Origin of the sequence: Methylophilus sp. UBA6697, assembly GCF_002454655.1 — a bacterium.
In the GTDB taxonomy this organism is placed as follows: Bacteria; Pseudomonadota; Gammaproteobacteria; order Burkholderiales; family Methylophilaceae; genus Methylophilus.
Window position 1 is genome coordinate 33,173 of sequence record NZ_DKJH01000005.1, and the last position, 23,288, is coordinate 56,460.

The window sequence follows — 23,288 nt, forward strand, 5'->3', positions numbered from 1 at the left end:
GTAGGGTAGACAAGGACGCCACTGGCTTACTTGCCAAAGACAGTATGCGAAGGTGCGATAGTCAGATTGACAGCGGTGTTTGCTGCCTGAGCCGTGCTTATGTCACACGCTTACACATTAAAAAGCTCTGTTAAACCTGACACCTTCATGGCAGGTAAGTTTATTTTCTGCTTGTAGGAATTGTCTGAAAATGAAAAAGCCCTGCAAACAAGGCAGGGCTTTTTTAAGGTGGGGTGATGAGATTACAGCGCTAACATTGCTGGCCTGTGGCAAAAAATACGCCACCGGCAATATGGTGCACCGTGCGTAATGCATCATGGCCATCAAAGTGCCAGCGACCATCAGAAAACACGCGTTCGTCGGCATGCGCCGCCACGACTTCGGCGATAAATAAATCGTAAGTATTCTGATTGTGTGGCTCAGAGATGATTTTGCATTCCAGCCAGCCGACACAGCCTTGTACTAGCGGGGCGCTGATTTCCTTTGCAGCAAAAGTTGCTATGCCATATTCGGCAAACTTGTCCGTGCCAGGCAAATCGCGGCCACTGATCGCGCCGACTTTTTTGACCATTTCAATCTGTTGTACGCAAGGCAGGTTAATGGCAAAAGTACCTTCGGCTTCCATCAGTTCGCGCGTGTAGGTGTTGCGATCAATCACCACTGTGACTTTTGCCGGATTAAAGTCCAAGGCACACACCCAGGCTGCTGCCATAATGTTGGTTTGGCCAGCATGGGCTGAGGTAATCAGGGTGGTCGGGCCGTGATTTAACAGTCGAAATGCTTTTGATAAGTCTACTGATTGCATCACAACGCTTACTTCTGCCAGTTATCTTTTAGCGTTACTGTTCTGTTAAATACCGGTTTGCCAGCAATACTGTCTTTGCGGTCAGCGACAAAATAGCCGTGACGTTCAAACTGGTAAATATCCCCTGCACGCGCGTCTTGCGCACCCTGTTCCAATTGTGCAGTAATCGTTGTCACTGAGTTCGGGTTGATATCATCCAAAAAGTCTTTATCGCCGCTACCCGGATGCGCGTCTTTAAACAGGCGGTCATACAGGCGAATTTCAGCGGTATAAGCGTGCGCTGCACTTACCCAGTGGATGTTGCCTTTGACTTTGACGCTGTCTGAACCCGGTGTGCCAGATTTGGTGTCTGGCAGGTATTCGCAATGCACGGTAGTGACGTTGCCTGCGGCATCTTTTTCACAGCTGATGCATTTGACCACGTAGCCATAGCGCAGGCGCACCATGTTGCCCGGGAACAGACGGAAGTAGCCTTTGCTTGGCTCTTCCATAAAGTCTTCGCGTTCAATCCACAGCTCTTTGGAAAGTTTGACCACGCGTTTACCCAAATCCGGTTTCTGTGGATGGTTAGGTGCGTAGCAGTCTTCTTCCTGATTTTCGGGATAATTGTCGATGACCAGTTTGATTGGGTCGAGTACGCCGATTTTGCGTGGTGCAGATTCGTTGAGCACTTCGCGCATGCAGTCTTCAAGGATGCTGTAATCAATCCAGGAGTCAGCCTTGGAGACGCCGATACGATCAGTAAACAGCTTAAAGCCTTCTGGCGTGTAGCCGCGACGACGCGCACCGGCCAGGGTGGGCAGGCGTGGGTCATCCCAGCCTGATACATGTTTTTCTTCCACCAGTTGAATCAGTTTACGTTTGGAGAGCACCACATAAGTCAGGTTTAAACGCGCAAACTCATACTGGTAAGGCACCGGGTTGGCCAGCAGGTTTGCTTCGACCAGGCGTGCCATCAGCCAGTCGTAGAATGGGCGTTGGTCTTCAAATTCCAGCGTACAGATGGAGTGGGTGATTTGCTCCAGCGCATCTTCAATTGGGTGCGCGAAGGTGTACATTGGGTAGATGCACCATTGGTCGCCCGTATTGTGATGATGCGCACGGCGGATACGGTAAATGGCCGGGTCGCGCATATTGATGTTAGGCGAGGCCATATCAATTTTGGCGCGTAAAATCATGCTGCCATCGGCATGTTTGCCATCGCGCATTTCGCGGAAAATACGCAGGTTGTCTTCAACGCTACGGTTGCGGAACGGCGAATCTTTACCAGGCTCGGTCAGGGTGCCACGGTTAATACGCATATCCTCGGCGCTTTGTTCATCCACATAGGCGTGGCCATGCTGAATCAGCGCTTCAGCCGCTTGGTACATCACGTTGAAATAATCTGACGCAAAGTACAAATTCGTTTCTTTGTTGCCATTAGGCGTGGCATTGTCCCAGCCAAAGCCCAGCCATTGCACCATGTCAGAGATGCTGTCCACATACTCCTGGCTTTCTTTCTCAGGGTTGGTATCGTCAAAGCGCAAGTGGCAAACGCCGTTGTAATCACGTGCCAGGCCAAAGTTTAAAAAGATCGATTTGGCATGACCAATGTGCAGATAACCGTTAGGCTCGGGTGGAAAGCGGGTGCGGATTTTAGCGAAGTCTACCTGGCCACTGGCTTGGTGTGCGGCGTCACCTGGCGAGCCAGCCCATTTTTTGCTCGCGTATTTGTTTTCTGCGAGGTCTTTATCAATCACGGCACGGATAAAGTTGGAGGCGGCTGGAATCGGTTCTTTTTCTGTCGACATGGCGGTTCTTGAAGTTTCTAAAGTATGTCTATTTTACACGCTTCGTGCTGTGCCCCAAAACGCTTAATGCACTGTATTTCAAGCCTTAATCGACCAGCGGCACAAGGCGGATATGCTACACTGCGGGCTATGATTAAAGCCCTTGATGCACTTAAAACAGTCATTCGATGAACAAACTGGCATTCCCGATATTGGCCGTACTGGCCGATGGCAAGTTTCATTCTGGCGAGACGCTTGCGCAACGTTTTGGCGTGACGCGGGCGACTGTTTATAACGCGATTCAATCAGTAGAAGCATTGGGCATTACCGTATTCTCCGTGCGTGGGCGTGGCTATCGCCTGCCGAAGGCGGTGACTTTGCTGGATGTGGATGCCATCGTGCAGGCCTGCGGCGAATATGCGCCGTGGTTTCATGTGCAGGTGCTGGCACAGGTGGATTCAACCAATCGTTATTTAATGCAGGAAAGCGCACGGGGGATCGCGCACGCCACTTGCGTCGCTGCCCATATCCAGACCGCCGGGCGTGGGCGCCGTGGCCGTACCTGGTTATCACAGTTGGGTGGCAGTCTGACTTTTTCGCTGTTGTGGCGCTTTCAGTGTGGTGCCGCCGGCTTGTCTGGCCTTAGCCTGGTGGTTGGTCTGGCGCTGGTGCGCGCCTTGCACTCATTTGGCCTGACGGATGTGCAGCTAAAATGGCCGAATGATTTGCTGGTACAGCATCAGGGACAATGGCACAAGTTGGGCGGTATTCTGATTGAGCTGCAAGGCGATATGGAAGGCCCAAGCGCAGCAGTGATTGGTATTGGCCTGAACCTGGAGATCGCGCCTGAGATGAGGCTGAATATTGATCAGCCGGTGTTAGGTCTGAATGCGTTATCTGCACAGGCATTGGACCCGAATCTATTGCTGGGACGTTGTCTCAGCCAGCTTGCCATACACTTAAACCAGTTTGCTGAACAAGGGTTTGCCTATTTTCAACGCGAGTGGACAACATATCATGCGTTTCATCAGCAGCCGGTCAATTTGTTGCTGGCCAATGGCCAGACGATTCCTGGCCAAGTGCTGGGGGTAGCCGAAGAAGGCAGTTTGCTGGTAGAAACCGCGACTGGCCAACAACGTTTTAATGCCGGTGAAATCAGTGTGCGGAGTGCAGCGTGAAATTATTGAACGCGAAGTTATTGATTGACGCAGGCAATACGCGCACCAAATGGGCCTGGTGTCCGGAGGATGCATCGCATGCATCCACTGTATGGCAGGTGCATGCATTAGAGCATGAACAGTGGTTGCAGGCGGATGTGGAGGCCCAACGGTTGTTGCAGGCGATTGAGCAGGCCGAGCAGGTCTGGCTGAGTAATGTGGCTGGGTCAGATTGGTTGCAACGCTTACCTGCACTTGGTGATAAATTGCATCTGGTGCAATCACAGGCTTCTGCGCTGGGTGTGCAAAATGGGTATGAGCAGCCTTCGCAACTGGGTAGTGATCGCTGGTGCAGTATGCTCGCTGTTTGGCAGCAGTTTGGTCGGCCAACTCTGATCGTTACTGCGGGGACAGCGATGACAATCGATGCGCTAGTGGTGAATAAGGCTGGGGCCAGGTTTGCTGGTGGTACCATACAACCAGGTTTGCGTTTGATGTGGCAGAGTATGCAGCAAGGGGCGGCGCAGCTGGATTATGCTTATCCCCTTGAACATGATGCGCTGCCAGGCTTTGCACAAGAAAGCCTGCAGGCAATGTGGCTGGGTTGCGTGCAGGCACTGTCAGCTTCAGTCTCTGCACAGTTTGAGCGCATGTTAGCTTTGGTCGATTCAGTGCCTTTATTGGTACTCACTGGCGGCGATGCGCAGTTATTACATCAATATTTGCCGGGCACATTGTCAGCGCAGGTGATTATTGTGGATAATCTGGTTTTAAAGGGGTTGGCCTGCCTGGCTAAAAATACAGACGAATGAAAAGCGCACAATAATGAAAAGACTATTCTGGATATTGCTGTTAGCCAACGTGGCGGTGTTTGCTTATTTTAAGCACGACGCATCGCTGTCGGCAGTCAGCAGCCTTAAGCCTGAGATACATCCAGAACAGATAAAATTACTCAGTGCACAAGCATTGGCGTCTTATCCCAAGCGTACGGTGGCGGTGGCATCTACTCCTGAGCCTGTTTTACAGCCTGAGGTGGTTGCAGCAAACACCTCACCGGTCATGGCGTCTAATTTATCCAAAGCAGACATCAAAGCGCCAGAAGCCAAAGTCGCTGAGGCAAAACCTGTCGATACTAAGTCCTCTGAAGCCAGGCCTTCTGAAACCAAGCCTGCAGAGAAGCTGCCTGCCGACAAAATTCCTCCGGTCAAGCCAGCGGAAACACATGCTGCAGTCCAGACTGCGTGTTACGAGTGGAGCGGCTTTAATATGGCGCGCGTGACTGAAGCTGCCAGCTTGGCACAGCAGATTAATATTAAAACGCAAACCAATATGACCAGCAGCGGCCAGGAGAGCGTGCGCTACTGGATTTACAAGCCACCTTTGGCCACCGCAGAAGCTGCACAAACCAAAGCTGATGAATTGCGCAAACTGGGCGTTGAAGATTTCTTTATTGTGCAAGACGATCCTAAATGGCGTAACGCCATCTCATTTGGCGTATTCCGTGATGAAAAACTGGCAGACAAACTCATGGCCGACCTGAAAAATAAGGGCGTTAAACTATTGATTAAGGCGACGCGCAATGGCGGGCAGGCGGTCATCAAGCTACAGCAAGTGTCACCACAACAGTTCGCCAGTTTGCAGAAATCCCGCTCGCATTTTCCGGATAGTGTATTAAAAGAGATTCCTTGCCAGTAATCATGGAGTGACTCAAACAAAAAGCCCGCAATTGNNCAATTGCGGGCTTTTTGTTTTGATACGCATGCACTTATTGTTGCGCTGCTTTTTGCGCTTCAAGTGCTTTTTTTGCAGCTTCTTCTTCCTTGGTTTTATCTTCCTGAATTTTTTTCAGAACATCGCCACTGGCAGCTTGACCAGTCATGATCTTGTTCTCTTCATTGTTTTTGCGATCAAAGACCAAGCTATCACCCAGAATGACCTTGACCCAGTCAGGATAGCTATAAGCGGTGCCTTTGTTGTGATCGACAATCGCGCCTATGCCACCGCCGAATAAAATATTGCCCCACATGCCACCATTCGCCCTGGAAACCAAAACCGCGAAACCGGATTCTGCGTTGTCTTTTTGACATTTTACTTCCAGGTTCTGGCCCGAGCGATGCACAACCAGGCTGCCAGGCGTTTTGGTAGACCACTCGCCACGTTCATTTTTGGCAGTACATTTAACGTCTTCTACGATTTGGTCTTGCTTATTGTAGGTTTCAACACGAATCGGTTGATTGGAGTCTTTGGTAATTGAGGCGCAACCAGTGAACGTAAGGCTGCTGGCCATCACTAAAAGTGCGTGATGCAGTTTCATTGTCTTCCCTTTTGTTGTTATTGATTAGCGCCTGCAAGCAGGCGCTATCGGATTATAAGGGAAGAGTTATGAATGTTGTAAGGAATGTAATTTTTTATGAATTAACGCTTTTTCGGCGGCAACATATCGGTAATGGTGCCTTCTTTAAGCTCTGCGGCAAAGCAAACAGTTTCAGACAACGTAGGGTGGGCGTGAATGGTCAGGCCCAGGTCATGCGCGTCCGCGCCCATTTCAATCGCCAGTACAGCTTCAGCCAGCAATTCACCGGCGTTGATGCCGACAATGCCTGCGCCAATAACGCGATGTGTATCTTTATCAAAAATGAGCTTGGTGGCACCTTCGGTACGCGCAATCGATAACGCACGACCACTGGCTGCCCATGGGAAGCTGGCTTTTTCGATCTCAATGCCTTTGGCCTTGGCTTCTGTTTCGGTTAAGCCCACCCAGGCGATTTCAGGGTCGGTGTAAGCGACGGATGGAATCACGCTGGCAACAAATTCAACTTTATGGCCGGCGATCACTTCAGCAGCCACTTTGGCTTCATGCGTCGCTTTGTGCGCCAGCATGGGTTGGCCGACAATGTCGCCAATGGCAAAAATGTGAGGCACATTGGTGCGCATTTGTTTGTCGACGGCAATAAAGCCACGCTCATCTACAATCACACCGGCACTTTCTGCACCGATGTTCTTACCGTTTGGACGGCGGCCAATGGAAACCAGCACGCGGTCGTATTTCTGTGTTTCTTTTGGCGCATTGGCGCCTTCAAAATCGACATAAATGCCGTCTGCTTTGGCTTCCAGTTTAGACACTTTAGTCGAGACTAAAATGCTTTCGAAACGTTTTTCCATGCGCTTTTGCAATGGGCGCACCAGATCACGGTCTGCACCAGGAATCAGGCCGTCCATAAATTCGACCACACTGACCTTGCTGCCTAGTGCGTCATACACCGTGCCCATTTCCAGGCCGATAATGCCGCCGCCAATCACCAGCATGCGTTTTGGGATATCAGCCAATGCGAGTGCACCTGTCGAATCCATAATGCGTTCGTCTTCTGGCGCGCCAGGGAATTTAGTCGCTTGTGAACCGGCCGCGATAATCGCGTTTTCAAAGCCAACCACAGTGACTTTGCCGTCAGCCGCGGTCACCGCAATCTGGTGAGGGCTGGTGAATTGACCAACGCCACTGACGACGGTCACACCACGCATTTTAGCCATTTGTGCCAGGCCGCCAGTGAGCTTGCCGACCACGTCGTTGGCTTTCCAGTTACGCAGTTTGTCTAGGTCGATGTTCGGTTGGCCGAAACTCAGGCCGTGATGTTCGGTTTCTTCGGCTTCGGTAATCACTTTTGCAGTATGCAACAGGGCTTTGGATGGGATGCAGCCAACGTTCAGGCACACACCGCCCAGGGTTGGATAGCGCTCAACCAGCACGACTTTCAAGCCCAAGTCCGCCGCACGGAAAGCGGCGGTATAGCCGCCTGGGCCTGAACCGAGCACCATGACCTGACAGCTTACGTCATTGTTGCCTGTTGCTGCGGCTGGAGCGGGTGCAACAGGTGCGCTTGTTTGTGCTACTGGGGCGGCAGTTGCCTCCACGGCTGCAGGCTTCGATTCAGCTGTCGCGGCCTGGGCACTTTCTACCACTAAAATCAGGCTGCCTTTGGCGACCTTGTCACCGACTGCAACTTTGAGTTCTTTAACGACACCCGCGTGTGAAGAGGGGATGTCCATGGAAGCTTTATCAGATTCTACCGTGATCAGTGAATCCTCTTTGGCGATGGTGTCACCCACGGCCACCAGCACTTCGATGACATCGACGCTGTCAAAATTGCCGATATCCGGCACCAATATTTCAACCATTTGACTCATGAAAACCTTATATTCCGATTAGTTTTGCTATTTTATCACCAAAAGAACAAGATCACTTTCAGGCTGTCTACACATCCTAATGTCTGCTAGTTGCACCGCTCGCAGGGTGGGCGACTGGCGCCGGTTTCATGGTGCAGGTTTCATGGCCGTAGTTGCCGCCTGTGTCATCTGGTTCGTAATAATCGTTTTTGAAGGTCCAGCCATTTTTGCCAACTTTGGTGAATTGGCCCATGCCAGTGGAGAACTCGGCATATTTGGCATCAGACAGTTTAAACGTCATGGCTAGTTGTTTGCCACGTGTAATGGCTTGTCCGGTATAGCTTTGCTTGTTTTCGGTGTGGGTTGCCAGATCATATACGGACACTTGCGACGTGCTGTTGCGTCGATTCTTTTTCAAATAAATGGTTACTTCATAGTCACCGACGGTGACGTTGTTGCCTTTGCAGAGATATTCGCCGCTGTAGTCCAGGCTGGCAACAGGCGCCGCAAATGCTGGCACAGAAAAGGATGAGAGCAACACGAGTGTGGTCAAGCAGGATTTAACGTTCATATGACTTCTGAGATGATTATTTTGGCGTGAAATTCTTTAAAAGCCGATGTTTTTAACGCGACTTTTGAATACGTTTCATCATAAGTCCAATTGCCTAATTTACCAAGTCTCTTTTGGAATATTTCTGAGGTTTTATCAGGGTTTGTAGGACGCATCCCGGTACTATTTGTGAGAGAATGCAAGCTATTTTTTAAGGAATTCCGTTTCAGGGGATCATGTTGCAGCGTTTGTTATCTCGAATTTCACCGATTGTCTGGCTGACCCTGTTCCTGATCGGGTCGATCTTTTACCTCTGGCGCCTGCAACAGCCGCAAGCGCTGGTAGAGGTGGCCGCAGAGGCGTTGCCATTACAATGCGTTTCTTATGCGCCGTACTACAAACCGGGCATGAACCCGACGATTAAAGACAGCTTTGTTGATCCTCTGCAGATTGAGCAAGACTTGCAGGCATTGTCTAAAGTCACACGCTGTGTGCGTACTTATTCGGTTGGCCAGGGACTGGATTACGTGCCAAAAGCGGCGCAAAAATTGGGCATGAAGGTCATTCTTGGAGTTTGGATTGGCTGGGTGGATGCGCTGAATCAATCTGAATTGCAATTGGCAGTGCAACAGGCTAACCAATACCCTGATACCGTGCGTGGCCTGGTGGTTGGTAATGAAGTGTTGCTGCGCGGTGAACAAACCGAGCCGAAGATGCATGAGTATCTGCAATGGGCCAAAGCCAACACCAAGGCTCCTGTGACTTATGCGGACGTCTGGGAGTTTTGGCTCAAGCATCCCACGCTGGAGCAGGATGTCGACTTTGTGACCGTGCATATTTTGCCTTATTGGGAAGACAAGCCAGTGGCGATTGAACAGGCGGTTGCGCATACGGCGTCTGTCATGGGTCACTTGGGCACTGTGTTTAAAAAGCCGATTTTGATTGGCGAGACTGGCTGGCCATCACAAGGGCGTCAGCGCTTCTGGTCCAAGCCGAGTGCGATTAATCAGGCGCGCTATATGCGTGAGTTTTTACAAGCGGCGCACGTCAATCATTGGCAGTACAACGTGATTGAAGCGGTTGATCAGCCATGGAAGCGCGAGCTTGAAGGCACAGTTGGCGGTTATTGGGGCGTGCTGGATACGGATTTACAGCCTAAATTTAATCTGCAAGGCCCTGTAGCAGAGCGCGCCGATGGCTTTAAACCTTACCTGCTGGCGTTGGTACTTGCCGTAGCAGCCGTTGCCTGGGGACAATACAAGCGCGTGCCTGTAAACCAAATGCTGTTGCTGGCGTTTACTGGCGGTGTGGTTGGCTTGCATGCTTATTTGCAGGTGGGCTATGTGCAGCTGGCCGCACGCAATAGCGCCGAGTATGCCATGTTAGGTGGCCTGGTATTACTGGGCTGGACATTAGTGCTGATGCAATTGCGGCAATGGCTCGGTTTGGGGATCAAGCCTTGCATCGAGCAATCATTATTGCGTTTGCTGGCGCTGGCATTTTTGCTGACCAGTGCCGGTCTGGCGATCAATGGGCGTTATCTTGATTTTCCGCTGATTCTGGTCGGCTTGCCATTGGTGATGATCGCTATTTCTATCATCACAACGCCTTTGCGTGCTAGCGTGCAGGCACCTTTGCCTATAGTGGGCATTTGGCTGACAACGGTGATGGTGGTGATTGCGGCCAATATGGCGATTGCGGTGGCCATGACGGAACCTGGCAATGTGATTGCCTGGTGGTGGTGTGCCACATGTGGTCTGGCGCTGTTTTTGTTGCCGGCCAGAAGTGTGCAGCTCAGCCAATAAAAGTTTAAATAAATACATCAGACATGATGGAAAGAGTGAGAAGTGATCGTTTCTTGGTTTAAAAAACTGGTACCCGGGTTGGTGTTTGCCATCCTGTTTTCGGCGTTGCATTTCGGGCTGTGGGCCTTGGCCAACCGTGCATTGCCGCTGATCAATGTGAAACCAGCAGTCAATGGGTTTGCTTATTCAGGCTACCGTGGCAATCAAAGCCCGCTTGATGGGCAGCACCCAAGCACGGCCGAGTTGGCAGAAGATCTGGATTTGATGCACAAGCACACGCGTCATATCCGCATGTATTCGTCGTTGGATTTAAATGAGGTTGTGCCGCTGGCCGCCAGACGCAATATGAACGTGATTGCAGGTGCCTGGATTGATACCGATAACCAGAAAAACACCCGCGAGATCTCTGCCTTGCTGGAAAAGCTGGAGAACTACAGCAATATCGATCGCGTGATTGTGGGTAACGAAGCCTTGCTGCGTAATGATTTGCCAGTGCAGTCGCTGATGGGTTACCTGGATTTTGTCAGGGAGCACAGCAATGTGCCGGTTTCAACGGCTGAACCATGGCACGTTTGGCTCAAGCATCCTGAGTTGGTCAAGCATGTAGATTATATCGCCGTGCATTTGCTGCCATACCACGAAGGGGTGCCAGTAGAAAAAGCCGTGCAATACACCATCGAGCGTTACAACCAGCTCATGCAGGCTTACCCGCGTAAAAAAATTGTGATTACCGAAGTGGGCTGGCCTAGCCGCGGCCCGGCTATTGGCGCCTCTGTTGCCAGTGAAGTCAATCAGGCGCGTTTTATTCGCGAGTTTCTGGCGCGCAATTCAATTGAAGACCTTGATTTTTACCTGATGGAAGCGTTTGACCAACCCTGGAAAGTGGCACTGGAAGGTTGGGCTGGCGCGTATTGGGGCATGTATAACGCCGACCGTCACCAGAAGTATTCGCTGCAAGGTGCCGTACCGCCAAATACGCGCTGGATTGCGAAAGCGACCTGGTCTAGCTTGCTGGCCTTTATTCCACTCATGTTAATTGCCTGGCGTTTCAAACACTGGGGCATAGGCGGTGTGTTGTCGATGGCCGTGTTGTTCCAGGCATGTATTACCACCCTCACCATTGCCTGGAACTTGCCTGGCGATTATTACTACACCCTGCGTGATTTCGTGGTGCTGATTGGCCTGATCCTGGGCATTGCATTGACCTCTATGGTGCTGATGATTTATGCCGCCGAGTTCAGTGAGGTGATGTTTAAACCAGCCTGGCGTCGCCTGTTTAAGCGCGCGCAAGCCGTGCCTGCCGACCAGGAACTGTTTGTGTCTATCCACCTGGCCTGCTACAACGAACCACCGGAGATGGTGATTGCCACCATTGATAGCCTGCGTCACCTGAATTACACGCACTATGAAGTGATTGTGGTGGATAACAATACCAAAGATGAAGCCAAGTGGAAGCCGCTGGAAACATATATGGCGACCATGCCGGATAACTTCCATTTCTACCATCTGCCTTCCTGGCCTGGCTTTAAAGCCGGGGCATTGAATTTTGCCCTGGATAAAACGCACCCTGATGCAAAAGTGGTAGGCGTGGTGGATGCCGACTACGTAGTGACCCCGGACTGGCTGTCTGATCTGGTGCCACACTTCCAGGAATCACAAGTGGCTGTGGTACAAGCGCCACAAGCACACCGCGAATGGGAAAATCACTTTTTCCACCGCATGTGTAACTGGGAGTTTGAAGGTTTTTTCCGTATCGGCATGCACCATAGGCATGAACGTAATGCCTTGATTCAACACGGCACCATGACTTTGATTCGCCGTGAATCACTGCAAACACTGGGTGGCTGGTCAGAATGGTGTATTTGTGAGGATACTGAACTTGGTTTGCGCTTGCTCGAGAACAATATGGAGCTGCGCTACATTGATGAAACTTTTGGTCGTGGCCTGACACCAGCCAACTTCAAGGCGCTTAAATCACAACGTAACCGCTGGGCGTTTGGTGCCATGCAGATTCTTAAGCACCATATGCCTAAATTGCTGGGCAAGTCATTGCTGAATTTCAGTCAGCGTTATCACTTTCTCACCGGCTGGTTTGGCTGGTTTGGTGAGGCCTTGCAACTGGTATTCACCATTGGTTCTATCGGCTGGACCATTGCCATGCTGGCGTTTCCTAAATACTTTAGCCTGCCTGTGGTGGTCATGATTGTGCCTATCCTGTGTTTCCTGGCGATCAAGGCAATTCTGGGGCCTGTGCTGTATCGCAAAACCATGCATTGCAGCTGGATGGATATTTTTGGCGCTTCACTGGCTAGCCTGGGCTTGTCACACGCGATTGCCAGAGGCATTATCAACGGCCTGACGCACAAGGCTGGGGTGTTTGTGGTGACCAACAAAACCAAAGCCAAGCTCAGCAACTGGCAACTTATAGATCCGATTAAAGAAGAACTGTTGATTCTGGTATCTCTGATTATGGCGGGCGCAGCCATGTTGTATGCACGTGGCTTTAGCAATCTGGATGCGCAATTATGGGTGTCCATGCTGGCCCTGCAATCGCTGCCGTACTGGAGTGCGCTGGCATGTCAATGGATATCGGAACGGAAGTAAGTCCTGACGCTTTTCCACCTGATCAGGTGGAAAAGCCCTTGATCTATAAGGGGCGGGCGGCACACAGCAACCAGGTCAGCCGCTTTGACCCACACACGCGGCAAGCCATTGATGATGGCTGGGGTAGCTTGGATGAAGACGCCCCGGCCTTGCGTACCGAAGTTATGCTGGATGCGGCGAAAACAGTCATCAACTACATCCAGTCGCCTGATTTGCCTTTTGACCGCACCCTCAACCATTACCGCGGCTGTGAGCACGGCTGTATCTATTGCTACGCGCGTCCTACGCATGCCTATTTAGGCTTATCCCCCGGGCTGGACTTCGAATCGCGCTTACTGATGAAAGCGGATGCCGCCGAATTGCTCAAAAAAGAGCTGGCGCATGCCAAGTATCAATGTGCGCCCATCGCACTCGGCATGAATACGGATAGCTACCAGCCGATTGAGCGTGAATATCAGTTGACGCGAAAGATCATTCAAGTGCTGGCTGAGGCGAATCACCCGTTCAGTCTGGTGACTAAATCATCGCTGGTCGAGCGGGATATTGATTTAATCTCCCCCATGGCTGCCAAAGGTTTGGCCAGTATCTACTTGAGCATCACGACGTTAGATAGACAAATTGCGCGCCGACTGGAACCACGGGCGGCAGCGCCTGAACGCCGCTTTGAAACCCTGCGCCGTTTGAGCGAGGCAGGCATTCCGACGGGTGTCATGGTGGCACCAGTGATTCCGGCGTTGACCGATTGCGATATGGAACAAATTCTGCAGCAAGCACATCAAGCGGGTGCCAGAAAAGCAGGTTATGTATTTCTGCGCTTGCCGCATGAGTTAAGCGATTTGTTTGAGCAATGGTTGCAACAGTATTTTCCGCTCAAAGCCAGCCATGTCATGAGTCTTGTGAAGCAAAGCCGTGGCGGCAAAACCTACCAAAGCGGCTTTGGTCAGCGTATGCGTGGCGAAGGCGTGTTTGCCGATTTGCTGGCACATCGTTTCAAACTCAGTTGCCAGAAGCTGGGTATGTCAGGCGAAAGGTTGGGCTTCCGTACCGATTTGTTTAAGGTGCCGGATGCCTGGCGGCAGTCGTCAAACAGCCCGCAACTCACATTGTTTTAATCACCATGCTTGATTTGTTATTTGGCGATTTGTTATTTGTCTATGGCACCTTGCGCCAAGGTAACGCAAACGCAATGGCTGCTTATCTTTCTACGCATGCTGAATTCGTCACTGGAGGCTGGTTTCAAGGCCTGATGTACCAGATCAGCTATTACCCTGGTGTGATTGCCTCTGACTGTGCTGATGACCGCGTCTATGGGGAGGTTTACCGCTTGCATGATGCACAAAGCACACTGGCTGTGCTGGATAATTATGAGGAGTGTAGTGTCCGACATAGGCAGCCTGCGGAGTATCAACGGCTTCACACGCAGATACTGGCCGTAGATGGTCACGTATTGGAACAGGTGTGGATTTACCTGTATCAATGGCCTCTGCACAATAAGCGACTAATCGAATCCGGTGACTTTATGCAGCACGAACAGCTGATATGAAAAACAAAGGGCGCCATCAGCGCCCTTTGTTTGATATTGCAGCTTAGAGTAACAAACGTCTCACATCACTCAGCATCACTCGCAGGTGGCTGGTGAATCTTGCACCGTCTGCACCGTCGATCACGCGGTGATCGTATGACAGCGATAATGGCATGATCAGACGCGGGTCAAAGCCGCCGGTGTCTTTGTTGTAGACAGGCTGCATGGCCGCACGCGAGACGCCTAAAATCGCCACTTCAGGGCAATTGATGATAGGCGTGAACATGGTGCCGCCGATACCGCCCAGGCTGGAAATGGTAAAGCAGCCGCCTTGCATTTCTTCTACTTTCAGCTTGCGTTCGCGTGCTTTGGCAGACAGGTCAGCCAGGTCGCGTGCGATATCCATCACGTCTTTCTGGTTCACATCGCGCACCACTGGTACTACCAGGCCGTCCGGCGTATCGCAGGCGAAACCGATGTTGTAATACTGCTTGAGGATCAGGCTGTCGCCTTCTGGAGACAGTGAGGCATTGAAGTTAGGGTAGGTGCGCAGCGCATTGACGACGGCTTTCATCAGGAAAGCCAGCAAGGTCAGTTTTACGCCACGTTTTTCTGCTTCGGCCAGCATGGACTTGCGGAAGTCTTCCAGGTCTGTAATGTCAGCTTCATCGAACTGCGTCACATGCGGTGCAGTGACCCAGTTACGGTGCAGGTTGGCCCCAGACAGTTTCTTGATGCGTGACAGCGGCTTGTTTTCTATGCTACCAAACTGGCTGAAATCAATCACCGGCATTGGCAAGGTGCTCAAACCGCCACCCACGCCCATGTTTTCAGAGCGTGGCTTGGACAGCTCGCCTTTAACGTAGGCTTGTACATCCGCTTGTAGAATGCGGTTTTTCGGGCCGTTGGCTTTGACCAGTGACAAGTTAACGCCAAGCTCACGTGCAAACTTACGCACAGAAGGGCTGGCATGCGCCAGTTTGCCGCTGCTGGCTACACTGCTGGCCGCGACCGGGTTCGGGGTTGCTTGCGGTTGCACCACTTGTGGCACTTCGGCCACCGGGCGTGTTGGCTCAGGAATAGCCACTGTTTTTTCATCAACCTTGACCGTTGCCACGACTGGCGTGGCTGTTGGTTGCGGGGCGACTTTCTCAGCGGGTGCTGCTTCGGCAGTGGTATCCAGCGTTAGAATCAGAGCGCCTTGCTTGGTTTTGTCGCCAACGTTGATATGAATCTCTTTGACCACCCCAGCCAATGAAGAAGGGATGTCCATGGAGGCTTTGTCAGACTCTACGGTAATCAGCGAGTCTTCTTTGGCCACGGTGTCACCCACGCTGACCAGGACTTCAATTACGTCGACGCTGTCAAAGTTGCCGATATCCGGCACCAGTACTTCTTTGATAGACATATTCTATACTTTCCTTATGTCGTGACCTTAGATCGTGGCCGGGTTGGCACGAGTAATGTCGATATTATATTTTTTGATCGCTTCGGTCGCTTTGCTTGCTGGCAGCTTGCCGTCATCCGCCAACGCTTTCAGTGCGGCGAGTACCACGTAGTAGCGGTCAACTTCAAAGAAGCTGCGTAGTGCTTCGCGAGAATCTGAACGGCCATAACCATCGGTGCCCAGTGCGACAAAGCGATTAGGGACATAGTTGTGGATCTGGTCAGCAAACGAACGCATATAGTCAGTGGACGCAATCACTGGACCTTCAGCTTTTGCCAAGGCTTGAGCAACGTAGCTTAACTTAGGCTTGGCTTCCGGGTTCAGCAGGTTGTGACGCTCGGCATCAATACCATCGCGGCGCAACTCGGTAAAGCTGGTCACGCTCCACACGTCAGCAGACACGCCCCAGTCTTTTTCCAGTAATTCAGCGGCCGCAATCACTTCACGCAAAATCACGCCGGAACCCATTAACTGAACCTTAGGACCTTTGGCTTTGGACTTGCTGAAGCTATACATGCCTTTGAGGATGCCCTCGGCACTGCCTTCCGGCATGGCAGGGTGGGTATAGTTTTCGTTCATCAGGGTGATGTAGTAATACACATCTTCCTGATTTTGCACCATGCGGCGCATCCCTTCCTGAATGATCACGGCCAGTTCGTAAGCGAAGGTCGGGTCGTAAGACACGCAGTTAGGAATCGTCGCAGACATCAGGTGGCTATGGCCATCTTCGTGTTGCAAACCTTCACCGTTCAGCGTGGTACGGCCTGCGGTGGCACCCAGCAAGAAGCCGCGTGCGCGGCTGTCACCGGCGGCCCAGGCAAAGTCGCCGATGCGCTGGAAACCAAACATGGAGTAGTAGATATAGAACGGAATCATTTGCGTGCCGGTGACGCTATAAGACGTCGCGGCGGCCAGCCAGCTGGCAAAAGAGCCAGCCTCGTTAATGCCTTCTTCCAGAATCTGGCCACTTTGAGATTCTTTATAGAACATCACCTGGTCAGAATCTTGTGGCTCGTACAGTTGGCCGACAGAAGAGTAAATACCCAATTGACGGAACATGCCTTCCATACCGAAGGTACGCGCTTCGTCTGGCACGATAGGCACCACGTATTTGCCCACTTGCTTGTCACGTACCAGCGTAGACAGGATACGTACGAATGCCATGGTGGTTGAAATTTCACGCTCACCGGTCGCACCGAGCATGTTTTCAAATGCAGATAGTTCAGGCACGGTCAGCTCGTTACCTTTACGGCGACGGCTAGGCACAAAGCCACCCAAAGCAGAGCGGCGTTCCATCATGTATTTGATTTCCGGGCTGTCTTCGGTCGGACGGTAGTAAGACAGATTTTCTACTTGCTCGTCAGTCAATGGCAAGTCAAAGCGGTCACGGAACGCTTTCAGTGAAGCGATATCCATGCTTTTTTGCTGGTGCGTGGTGTTCTGGCCTTCACCAGCTTCACCCATGCCATAGCCTTTAACGGTTTTAGCCAAGATAACGGTAGGTTGACCCTTGTGGTTCACTGCAGACTGGTAAGCTGCAAATACTTTGTGTGGATCGTGGCCGCCACGGTTCAGGCGCCAGATATCAGCATCTGACATGGCCGCGACCATTTCACGCAGCTCAGGATATTTGCCAAAGAAGTGCTCACGTGTGTACGCGCCACCTTTTTGCTTGAAGTTCTGGTACTCGCCGTCCACGCATTCTTCCATACGTTTGCGCAGAATACCGTCTTTATCCATGGCCAGCAGTGGATCCCAGTAGGAGCCCCAGATGACCTTGATCGCGTTCCAGCCTGCACCGCGGAAGTTGGATTCGAGTTCTTGGATAATTTTGCCGTTGCCGCGCACTGGACCATCCAGGCGTTGCAAGTTACAGTTAATGACAAAAATCAGGTTATCCAGGCCTTCGCGTGCAGCCAGTGAAATCGCGCCTTGTGATTCTGGCTCGTCCATCTCGCCATCACCGCAGAATACCCATACCTTACGGTCAGCCGTATCGGCGATGCCGCGGTTATGCAGGTATTTGAGGAAACGTGCTTGGTAAATACCAGCCAATGGGCCCAGGCCCATAGATACGGTTGGGAACTGCCAGAAATCAGGCATCAACCAAGGGTGAGGGTAGCTGGACAGGCCATTGCCACCCGTTTCCTGGCGGAAGTTGTCCATTTGCTCTTCAGAGATACGGCCCTCAAGGAAAGCGCGCGCATACACACCCGGTGAGGAGTGGCCCTGGAAGTAAATACAGTCGCCGCCAAAACTTTCATTGGCAGCGCGGAAAAAGTGGTTAAAACCTACATCGTATAGCGTTGCTGCTGACTGGAAGCTGGCAATATGGCCGCCAATCCCTGGCGATTTCTCGTTGGCACGCAACACGGTCATGATCGCATTCCAGCGAATCAGGGCGCGTACACGGCGTTCCATCTCCGGGTCACCTTGCAGTTTGCCCTGCAAGTGGGTGGGGATGGTATTGACGTAAGAGGTGGTTGCCTTATAAGGCAAATGGCCGCCGGAACGGCGGGCCTGATCAATCATTGCTTCCAGCAGGAAGTGGGCGCGTTCTGGCCCTTCATTCTCAATGACGGCACTGAGGGCTTCTAGCCATTCTTGCGTTTCTTGTGCGTCGGTTTCATTGAGGTGTGCTTGCGAATGCGTTGCCATGCGTGAGGATTCTCCGAGTTTTTAGTCGCTATGCGTATAATCTAGCACCTAGTATCCCGCACCTGGCCATGCCTAGCGCTGAGGAAAGTGTTGATTACCAAGAAGGGATTCCGAAATTGGACACTGCTTTTATGGTAACACGTTGCTGAATTTAGGTGATGAGCCTCAGCAACCTAGCTATCAACTGTAAGTGTCTCTTTTTTGGCGCTTTTGGTCAAGTTTTGCATGAATGAATCATGCCTAACTACAGGTATTTGCTACGTTTATTTAATGTTTTATATAAGAGTGTTTTCTAAAGATATGCGCATCGAGTGGTCCCAAACTTCTGAAGTCAGTTCAACCTTATTATCAGCTTATGCCAAGCATATATTGGTCGTGTTTGAAGAAAAGTTTTTTTCGTCATTGCCATTTGCGGATGCGCTGGCGCTTAAATTGCAGCGTGCTGGCCTCACCGCAGCCGATTTAAAAGATAAACCCGTCACGCTGGAGTTGGTTGATGGCACACTGGTCAGCCTGTGCCAGGTGGAGGCTACGGCATCCGCATTCGGCGTGACTACATTGTTGCGTACGGCCATCAAACCTTTACTCAGCGAGCATCCGGCACGTATTGCCCTGGCAATACTTTCTAAGAAACATGCGGCCTCACTCGCCAGATTGGCAGCTTATGTCACCCTGGTGAATGCACAAGCCTTGCCCGTGCTGAAACAAAAATCTGCCAGCCAGAAACTGCGTGAAATCGGCGTGTTTGGTGTTGCCGATATTGCCTGGACTGATGAAGTTACGGCATTGGTGGCTGGCAATACCGTTTGCCGTGCACTGACCATGACGCCGCCCAATATGCTGACGCCAGCCTTGTACCGGCAATGTCTGCAGACCATGGCCAGCGAAAAAGGCTGGCAATATGCCGAGTGGGACACCGAGGTACTGCGCCAACTGGGCGCAGGTGCATTTGTCGCCGTGGCACAAGGCTCTGAGCCGCAAGATGCCGCCATCGTCAAACTATCTTACCGCCATCCGCAAGCTGAAAAAACGCTGGCACTGGTTGGGAAGGGCATTTGTTTTGATACTGGCGGCCATAATTTAAAGTCAGCCAAATATATGCAGGGCATGCACCAGGATATGAACGGCAGCGCAGTGGCGGTGGGTGTGTTGCAGGCCATCAGTGCGCAAGCGTTGCCCATCAATGTGGATTGCTGGCTGGCACTGGCACAAAACCATATTGGCCCTAACGCTTACAAGCAGAATGATGTGATCACCGCCCTGAATGGCATGAGCATCGAAATCGTACATACGGATGCCGAAGGTCGTATGGTGCTGGCTGATACCTTGACCTTGGCGAGTCGTGACAAACCAGATGTGATGGTAGATTACGCTACACTGACCGGCAGTATGCAAACGGCGCTGGGTTCTCGCATGAGCGGCATTGTGGCTAATCGCCAGGCCTTGGCAAACCAGATGATGGAAGCGGGTGCGGTGAGTGGTGAGCGCGTCGTGGCTTTCCCTTACGCTGAGGACTATGACAGCGAGCTCGATAGCGACATCGCTGATATCAAGCAGTGCACCATGGATAGCGATGCTGACCATATCCTGGCAGCTCGCTTTTTAGGTAAGTTTATCGAGGGTGACGTGGACTGGTGCCACGTCGATTTATCGTCTTATGCGCACAAAGAGGGCTTGGGCGCTGTGGCCAGCGAGGTGAACGGCTTTGGCGTGGCGCTCACCTTGCAATGGTTGCAGGCTTTTATGGCAGGCAAGTAGAAGCTTAACCACAAGCGCTGCAACGTGCCAGCCACTCACGGCCTTTGAGCATCAGGTGCCAGTACAGAGAAGGCAATATATATTTTTTTAGCCACCAGGCACTGCGGCGAGGCTTGGTCGAGTCCCAGGGAAAGGTCGGCACGATTTTGCCACCATAACCAAACTCGGCCAGGATGATTTTGCCTTTTTCTACGGTGAGCGGGCAGGAGCCATAACCATCATAACGTGAAGGCAGGGCGAGGCCTGCGCGGGCGGCCAGCAAGTTCTCGGCCGCAATCACCACTTGCTTGCGCGCAGCGGCAGCCGTTTTTGCATTCGGTGTATTGGTACAATCACCGACGCCGAAAATCTCCGGGTAACGCACATGCTGCAAGCTGTGTTGATCGACTTCCACCCAGCCATCGGCATTGGCTAACGGGCTTTGCTTGATAAAGTCTGGCGCAACTTGTGGCGGTACTACATGCAATAGGTCAAACGACTCGCTGACACGGTTGATATTGCCGTCGGCATCTTTCACATTAAACCAGGCTGTTTTACCGGGGCCATCCACTTCGACTAATGTGCTGTTCAAATGCAAATCTACCTGATAGCGGCGGATATATTGCATCAGCGGCTCCACGTACTCCTTGACGCCAAACAGCGCAGGCGTACTGCTGTAGAACGACGCTTTGATATTGCCCAGGCGTCCCTTGCCCAGCCACTCGGCACAGGAGAGATACAAGGCTTTTTGTGGTGCGCCCGCACATTTGATTGGCATGGGTGGCTGGGTAAACAAGGCTTTACCGGATTGCAATTGTTGCACTAACTGCCAGGTGTAAGGCGCCAGGTCGAAACGGTAGTTAGAGGTCACGCCATGCTGGCCCAGCGTTTCTGGCAAGCCTTTAATCCCTGCCCAGTTGAGTTTAAGGCCCGCAGCAACCACCAGTTGCTGATATTGAATGTTGCCCAGCTTGTCGGTGCTGACTTGCTGTTGTTCCGGCTGAAAGCTGGTGACTGCAGCCTGTAGCCAGGTGACACCGGACGGAATGCAAGACGCCATAGGACGTACCGTTTTCTGGGCGTCAAATTCACCGGCACCGACCAGGGTCCAGGCTGGCTGGTAATAGTGCTGCTCAGAAGGCTCTATGATGGCAATGCTTAGTGCCGGTGCGCGTTTTTTCAGGCTGGCTGCAATGGCGCAACCGGCTGAGCCGCCGCCTATAATCACAATGTCGAAATTGGTTTTTTGCATGAGATGAAAGTTTTTCTAATTTTCTAATAATGAAGACGTTGGTAAGGTTAAGGGCTTAGCCAGCTTTTAACTTTATGCAGTAAGCCTGTTTGTTCGGAAGACTGGCAGCAGGCAGGTTTGGCAGCCGTTTCTGCAGAAGCCGGGCCGTTATGTAATGCTTGTTGATACACCTGGCTGGCCCGGTTACCTGTCCTGCAAAACCCGAGTACAGGGCCTGGGTGCATATTCAGCAGGGCCTGCAATTGCTGCACATGCTCAGGCCTGATTTGGTTGGGTAACACCGGGATATCCGCGTAGGCGATGCCCAGTGAGGCTGCTTTTGCGGCAAGTGTCGCGCTGAGGGGCTGCGCATCGCCGCCTTCGCCATCTGGCCGAAAATTCACAACCAGCTTGATACCGTTGGCTGCCAGTGCATCCAGGTCTGTTGCCGTTAACTGGTCGCTCACACTGTAGCGTCGATCAATTGTTTTGATGTCCATCTTTCTTTCCTATGCGCTTTTGAGTTGCGCGGTTGCTGTCTTTTGGCAAAACTCGCGATGCAGTACCTGAATCACCGCCAGGGCCGCCGGGCTGCCTATGCTGTAAAACACATTTTTGCCTTCACGGCGGGTGCTCACCAGTTGCGCCTCGCGTAGTACGGTTAATTGTTGCGACAGGCTGGGTTGCCTTAAATTCAGGTTGTTTTCCAGCTCGCTGACCGATTTCTCGCCTTGTGATAACTGACATAACAGCAACAACCGATCAGTGTTTGCCATTGCTTTCATTAACTGGCTGGCCTGATCGGCCGATGCTCTTAACTGGTCAAAAAGATCCACCGCAATATCCGAAGTTTGCATAATACCCCTAGAATCATCATTTATTTTTTATACTATTTATACGTTGAAATTCAATCATAAACCTGTTGTCATAGATTGTGTACGCTTTAACACTTAAGTGCTTGACCGTGATCATTGTTTGAAATCAATCTGTGGTAAAGTTTGTCGCACAAATTAAAAGTGAGAGGCCGCTGCGGCAACCCTCACCATCACAATAAAAAACACTGGGGGTTATCGGGATGATGCAATCACTTTCATGGATCAGTTTGTTTCCTGAACTGGAAGCGCTGGAAGACACCGCTAAAAAGCTGCTGACGCAATATGCACGTATCGTAGAGGCGCCGATAGGCACCATAGGCTATCGTGAAGGCGACCATTGCGGTGGTTATGTGCTGCGGCTTAAAGGCCGCTCGCGTGTCTATAAAATGTCAGCCAGTGGCCGCGAGATTGTGTTGTACCGCGTCGGCGCCGGTGAAACCTGTGTCATCACCACGACCTGTTTGCTGGGCAATAGCCAGTATCCGGCTTCGACCATTGTCGAAGAGGAAATTCAGGATGTGATTGTGCCGGATACGACTTTCCATAAACTCATGATCGATTCACCGGTATTCAGGCAATACGTGATGCAAAATTATGGCGCCTTGATCAGCGACTTGATCGTGTTGCTGGATGAGGTCGCCTTTCAAACGCTGGATGCACGCCTGGCCAAATGGCTGCTGGACATGGGTAATAACACGATTCAACGCACGCATCAGCAAATTGCCGATGAATTGGGTACGGCGCGTGAGGTGATCAGCCGCCAGTTAAAGCGCCTGGAACAAAAAGGCTGGCTCACCATGGGGCGCGGCGTGATTGAAATCCAGCAGCGTGGCGAATTGCTCAAACTGGCTAACAGCAGCCAGTAATACTGTATCTGCCCAGATACAAAATTCTCCCGGCTTCGATACATCCCTGCGTCATCTCTCGTGATTGAATGCACGTTAACAACATAACTGCATTAAGCAGT

General features: G+C 51.7%; 19 protein-coding genes. 9 read left to right on the forward strand and 10 right to left on the reverse strand.

What is annotated here, in order from left to right; all coding sequences use genetic code 11:
- Positions 1–250 precede the first annotated feature (250 nt).
- Both B3355_RS03060 and B3355_RS03065 read right to left on the reverse strand, forming a co-directional pair.
- On the reverse strand, positions 251–805 hold the full coding sequence (locus B3355_RS03060; RefSeq protein ID WP_292780056.1) for a flavin reductase family protein: 555 nt from the start codon (positions 803–805) through the stop codon (positions 251–253).
- Between the two features lie 8 nt (positions 806–813).
- Positions 814–2,595, reverse strand: coding sequence for a glutamine--tRNA ligase/YqeY domain fusion protein (locus B3355_RS03065; protein ID WP_292780057.1), 1,782 nt, complete (start codon positions 2,593–2,595; stop codon positions 814–816).
- Positions 2,596–2,762: 167 nt separating this feature from the next.
- Here B3355_RS03065 and B3355_RS03070 point away from each other — a divergent pair, with 167 nt between their 5' ends.
- Genes B3355_RS03070 through B3355_RS03080 form a run of 3 tightly spaced genes read left to right on the forward strand, consistent with a single transcriptional unit; the run spans position 2,763 to position 5,426 of the window.
- Positions 2,763–3,752 (forward strand): biotin--[acetyl-CoA-carboxylase] ligase, encoded by a 990-nt coding sequence (locus tag B3355_RS03070; RefSeq protein ID WP_292780058.1) that lies wholly within the window; start codon positions 2,763–2,765, stop codon positions 3,750–3,752.
- Entirely contained in the window at positions 3,749–4,543 is a 795-nt protein-coding gene (locus tag B3355_RS03075; RefSeq protein ID WP_292780061.1) for a type III pantothenate kinase, read from the forward strand. The genes B3355_RS03070 and B3355_RS03075 overlap by 4 nt, the downstream gene beginning before the upstream one ends.
- 13 nt (positions 4,544–4,556) lie before the next feature.
- Positions 4,557–5,426, forward strand: coding sequence for an SPOR domain-containing protein (locus tag B3355_RS03080; protein ID WP_292780063.1), 870 nt, complete (start codon positions 4,557–4,559; stop codon positions 5,424–5,426).
- A gap of 70 nt (positions 5,427–5,496) precedes the next feature.
- On the opposite strand, the gene B3355_RS03085 is transcribed toward B3355_RS03080, so the two are convergent.
- From B3355_RS03085 to B3355_RS03095, 3 genes are all read right to left on the reverse strand, one after another.
- Positions 5,497–6,045 (reverse strand): hypothetical protein, encoded by a 549-nt coding sequence (locus B3355_RS03085; protein ID WP_292780065.1) that lies wholly within the window; start codon positions 6,043–6,045, stop codon positions 5,497–5,499.
- Between the two features lie 101 nt (positions 6,046–6,146).
- Positions 6,147–7,913 carry a dihydrolipoyl dehydrogenase gene (gene lpdA, locus B3355_RS03090; protein ID WP_292780067.1) on the reverse strand — a complete coding sequence of 589 codons (1,767 nt, stop codon included), beginning with the start codon at positions 7,911–7,913 and terminating at the stop codon, positions 6,147–6,149.
- Positions 7,914–7,989: 76 nt separating this feature from the next.
- Positions 7,990–8,463 (reverse strand): hypothetical protein, encoded by a 474-nt coding sequence (locus B3355_RS03095; RefSeq protein WP_019882749.1) that lies wholly within the window; start codon positions 8,461–8,463, stop codon positions 7,990–7,992.
- 215 nt (positions 8,464–8,678) lie between these two features.
- Between B3355_RS03095 and B3355_RS03100 the strand changes: the two genes are divergently transcribed.
- Genes B3355_RS03100 through B3355_RS03115 form a run of 4 tightly spaced genes read left to right on the forward strand, consistent with a single transcriptional unit; the run spans position 8,679 to position 14,394 of the window.
- Positions 8,679–10,247, forward strand: coding sequence for a hypothetical protein (locus tag B3355_RS03100; protein WP_292780070.1), 1,569 nt, complete (start codon positions 8,679–8,681; stop codon positions 10,245–10,247).
- 42 nt (positions 10,248–10,289) lie between these two features.
- The gene (locus B3355_RS03105; protein ID WP_292780072.1) at positions 10,290–12,851 is read left to right on the forward strand and encodes a glycosyltransferase; all 2,562 of its coding nucleotides are present in this window, start codon (positions 10,290–10,292) and stop codon (positions 12,849–12,851) included.
- Positions 12,830–13,963, forward strand: coding sequence for a PA0069 family radical SAM protein (locus B3355_RS03110; RefSeq protein ID WP_292780171.1), 1,134 nt, complete (start codon positions 12,830–12,832; stop codon positions 13,961–13,963). The genes B3355_RS03105 and B3355_RS03110 overlap by 22 nt, the downstream gene beginning before the upstream one ends.
- A gap of 5 nt (positions 13,964–13,968) precedes the next feature.
- Complete coding sequence (locus tag B3355_RS03115) at positions 13,969–14,394, forward strand: gamma-glutamylcyclotransferase family protein (protein WP_292780074.1); 426 nt, start codon at positions 13,969–13,971, stop codon at positions 14,392–14,394.
- A gap of 43 nt (positions 14,395–14,437) precedes the next feature.
- Here B3355_RS03115 and aceF read toward each other — a convergent pair whose 3' ends face one another.
- Together aceF and aceE are read right to left on the reverse strand one after the other, a co-directional pair.
- Positions 14,438–15,781 carry a dihydrolipoyllysine-residue acetyltransferase gene (gene aceF, locus B3355_RS03120; protein WP_019882742.1) on the reverse strand — a complete coding sequence of 448 codons (1,344 nt, stop codon included), beginning with the start codon at positions 15,779–15,781 and terminating at the stop codon, positions 14,438–14,440.
- A gap of 27 nt (positions 15,782–15,808) precedes the next feature.
- Positions 15,809–18,478: a pyruvate dehydrogenase (acetyl-transferring), homodimeric type gene (aceE, locus tag B3355_RS03125; RefSeq protein ID WP_047517372.1), complete on the reverse strand. Its 2,670-nt coding sequence runs from the start codon at positions 18,476–18,478 to the stop codon at positions 15,809–15,811.
- 300 nt (positions 18,479–18,778) lie between these two features.
- Between aceE and B3355_RS03130 the strand changes: the two genes are divergently transcribed.
- A complete protein-coding gene (locus B3355_RS03130; RefSeq protein WP_292780077.1) occupies positions 18,779–20,236 on the forward strand; it encodes a M17 family metallopeptidase in 1,458 nt (485 codons plus the stop codon).
- A gap of 4 nt (positions 20,237–20,240) precedes the next feature.
- Here the strand turns inward: B3355_RS03130 and B3355_RS03135 are convergent, their stop codons facing one another.
- The 3 genes from B3355_RS03135 to B3355_RS03145 are packed head-to-tail and all read right to left on the reverse strand — an operon-like array spanning position 20,241 to position 22,303.
- Positions 20,241–21,467, reverse strand: coding sequence for an NAD(P)/FAD-dependent oxidoreductase (locus B3355_RS03135; RefSeq protein WP_292780079.1), 1,227 nt, complete (start codon positions 21,465–21,467; stop codon positions 20,241–20,243).
- Positions 21,468–21,514: 47 nt separating this feature from the next.
- The gene (locus tag B3355_RS03140) at positions 21,515–21,946 is read right to left on the reverse strand and encodes a TIGR01244 family sulfur transferase (protein ID WP_292780081.1); all 432 of its coding nucleotides are present in this window, start codon (positions 21,944–21,946) and stop codon (positions 21,515–21,517) included.
- A gap of 9 nt (positions 21,947–21,955) precedes the next feature.
- Entirely contained in the window at positions 21,956–22,303 is a 348-nt protein-coding gene (locus B3355_RS03145; protein ID WP_019882737.1) for an ArsR/SmtB family transcription factor, read from the reverse strand.
- A 218-nt stretch (positions 22,304–22,521) separates the two neighbouring features.
- On the opposite strand from B3355_RS03145, the gene B3355_RS03150 reads away from it, so the two are divergent.
- Complete coding sequence (locus B3355_RS03150) at positions 22,522–23,187, forward strand: Crp/Fnr family transcriptional regulator (RefSeq protein ID WP_029146667.1); 666 nt, start codon at positions 22,522–22,524, stop codon at positions 23,185–23,187.
- Positions 23,188–23,288 lie beyond the last annotated feature (101 nt).

Bases quoted from the DNA above. Each gene is read 5' to 3' on its own strand.
- B3355_RS03060 (WP_292780056.1), bottom strand. From the start codon at position 805: ATGCAATCAGTAGACTTATCAAAAGCATTTCGACTGTTAAATCACGGC.
- B3355_RS03065 (WP_292780057.1), bottom strand. From the start codon at position 2,595: ATGTCGACAGAAAAAGAACCGATTCCAGCCGCCTCCAACTTTATCCGT.
- B3355_RS03070 (WP_292780058.1), top strand. From the start codon at position 2,763: ATGAACAAACTGGCATTCCCGATATTGGCCGTACTGGCCGATGGCAAG.
- B3355_RS03080 (WP_292780063.1), top strand. From the start codon at position 4,557: ATGAAAAGACTATTCTGGATATTGCTGTTAGCCAACGTGGCGGTGTTT.
- B3355_RS03085 (WP_292780065.1), bottom strand. From the start codon at position 6,045: ATGAAACTGCATCACGCACTTTTAGTGATGGCCAGCAGCCTTACGTTC.
- lpdA (WP_292780067.1), bottom strand. From the start codon at position 7,913: ATGAGTCAAATGGTTGAAATATTGGTGCCGGATATCGGCAATTTTGAC.
- B3355_RS03095 (WP_019882749.1), bottom strand. From the start codon at position 8,463: ATGAACGTTAAATCCTGCTTGACCACACTCGTGTTGCTCTCATCCTTT.
- B3355_RS03100 (WP_292780070.1), top strand. From the start codon at position 8,679: ATGTTGCAGCGTTTGTTATCTCGAATTTCACCGATTGTCTGGCTGACC.
- B3355_RS03110 (WP_292780171.1), top strand. From the start codon at position 12,830: ATGGATATCGGAACGGAAGTAAGTCCTGACGCTTTTCCACCTGATCAG.
- B3355_RS03115 (WP_292780074.1), top strand. From the start codon at position 13,969: ATGCTTGATTTGTTATTTGGCGATTTGTTATTTGTCTATGGCACCTTG.
- aceF (WP_019882742.1), bottom strand. From the start codon at position 15,781: ATGTCTATCAAAGAAGTACTGGTGCCGGATATCGGCAACTTTGACAGC.
- aceE (WP_047517372.1), bottom strand. From the start codon at position 18,478: ATGGCAACGCATTCGCAAGCACACCTCAATGAAACCGACGCACAAGAA.
- B3355_RS03130 (WP_292780077.1), top strand. From the start codon at position 18,779: ATGCGCATCGAGTGGTCCCAAACTTCTGAAGTCAGTTCAACCTTATTA.
- B3355_RS03135 (WP_292780079.1), bottom strand. From the start codon at position 21,467: ATGCAAAAAACCAATTTCGACATTGTGATTATAGGCGGCGGCTCAGCC.
- B3355_RS03140 (WP_292780081.1), bottom strand. From the start codon at position 21,946: ATGGACATCAAAACAATTGATCGACGCTACAGTGTGAGCGACCAGTTA.
- B3355_RS03145 (WP_019882737.1), bottom strand. From the start codon at position 22,303: ATGCAAACTTCGGATATTGCGGTGGATCTTTTTGACCAGTTAAGAGCA.
- B3355_RS03150 (WP_029146667.1), top strand. From the start codon at position 22,522: ATGATGCAATCACTTTCATGGATCAGTTTGTTTCCTGAACTGGAAGCG.